Source organism: Pseudomonas cyclaminis (assembly GCF_015163715.1).
Lineage (GTDB): Bacteria > Pseudomonadota > Gammaproteobacteria > Pseudomonadales > Pseudomonadaceae > Aquipseudomonas > Aquipseudomonas cyclaminis.
The window spans coordinates 1-881 of sequence record NZ_JADDUM010000333.1; the positions used below are offsets into that span (position 1 = coordinate 1).

The following is an 881-nucleotide window of genomic DNA, read 5'->3' on the forward strand; positions in this document are numbered from 1 at the left end:
TTTTGTTGGCGCGAAAGAAGTCGAGAAATTTCATTGTTTAGTTGCCTCCAAAGATACGCTCGAAGAATCCCTTCTTCTTTACATCGAGGAAGCGATGTTCCACGGTCTTGCCCAGCAAGCGATCAACTGCATCGCTGTACGCCTGGCCGGCGTCGCTCTGGTCGTCAAGAATCACCGGCACGCCCTGGTTGGAAGCCTTCAGGACGGCTTGGGATTCCGGGATCACGCCCAGCAGGGTAACCGCGAGGATGTCCTTGACGTCTTCAACGCCGAGCATTTCGCCATTGCTGACGCGCTCAGGGTTGTAACGGGTGAGCAGCAGGTGCTCCTTGATCGGGTCTTCGCCTTTTTCGGCGCGCTGGGACTTGCTGGCCAGGAGGCCGAGCATGCGGTCCGAGTCACGTACCGAGGACACTTCCGGGTTGGTCACCACGATGGCTTCATCGGCGAAGTACATCGCCAGGTGAGCACCGGTTTCGATACCGGCCGGGGAGTCGCACACCACGTATTCGAAGGTTTCCTTCAGTTCAGCGAGGACTTTGCCTACGCCTTCCTTGGTCAGTGCGTCTTTGTCGCGGGTCTGGCTGGCAGCCAGCACGTACAGGTTCTCAAGGCGCTTGTCCTTGATCAGGGCCTGCTGCAGGTTGGCTTCGCCGTTCACCACGTTGACGAAGTCATACACCACGCGGCGTTCGCAGCCCATGATCAGGTCGAGGTTACGCAAACCGACGTCGAAGTCGACGATGACTGTCTTGTGGCCGCGCAGAGCGAGACCGGTACCGATAGCGGCGCTGGTGGTGGTCTTACCCACACCACCCTTGCCGGATGTAACCACGAGAATCTTGGCCAAGGTGTTTCACCCCTAAGGAAAAAGGACTTTT

General features: G+C 57.9%; 1 protein-coding gene. It reads right to left on the reverse strand.

Annotated elements, in window-relative coordinates:
- Positions 1–37 precede the first annotated feature (37 nt).
- Positions 38–850 carry a septum site-determining protein MinD gene (gene minD / locus IQK56_RS29935; protein ID WP_017737535.1) on the reverse strand — a complete coding sequence of 271 codons (813 nt, stop codon included), beginning with the start codon at positions 848–850 and terminating at the stop codon, positions 38–40.
- Positions 851–881: the final 31 nt, after the last annotated feature.